Source organism: Desulfobulbus alkaliphilus, assembly GCF_016918545.1.
GTDB lineage: Bacteria > Desulfobacterota > Desulfobulbia > Desulfobulbales > Desulfobulbaceae > Desulfobulbus > Desulfobulbus alkaliphilus.
Genome location: NZ_JAFFQC010000304.1, coordinates 1 through 428, shown reverse-complemented (window position 1 = coordinate 428; position 428 = coordinate 1). Strand labels below are relative to the sequence as shown.

Sequence of the window (428 nt, the reverse complement as noted above, 5' to 3'; positions counted from 1 at the left end):
ACGCATTCGTATAGCCGAACGACGACGCGAGGTTCGGCACGCCGCTGTACATCATGCCCTAGTACGACACCGTCTCGGCCAGATTCACGGCACGCCCGTCGACAGTGATGGCCGCGCCGCCCAGCACCTTCAGCTTGAGCCCAGTGGCCGTGACGATCACGTCAGCGTCAAGATGTTCACCGCTCTTGAGCTGCAGGCCGGTCGGCGTGAAGCGCGCGATTTCGTCGGTCGCAATCGACGCCTTGCCTGCACGGATGGTCTTGAACAGGTCGCCATCGGGCACGAGGCACAGGCGCTGGTCCCACGGGTTGTAGCGCGGCGTGAGGTGTTTGCGCACGTCGAAGCCGGGGCAGATTTGCTTGCCGGCCATGCGGATGATGAACTCTTTGAATGCCTTGGGCTTGCGACGGGCGAGGCTGTAGAAGTAC

1 pseudogene is annotated in these 428 nt (G+C 62.9%); it reads right to left on the bottom strand.

From position 1 onward, the window contains the following. Window positions 1–61: 61 nt before the first annotated feature. Window positions 62–428, bottom strand: a pseudogene (locus JWG43_RS18655) (FAD-containing monooxygenase EthA); the annotation flags it as partial.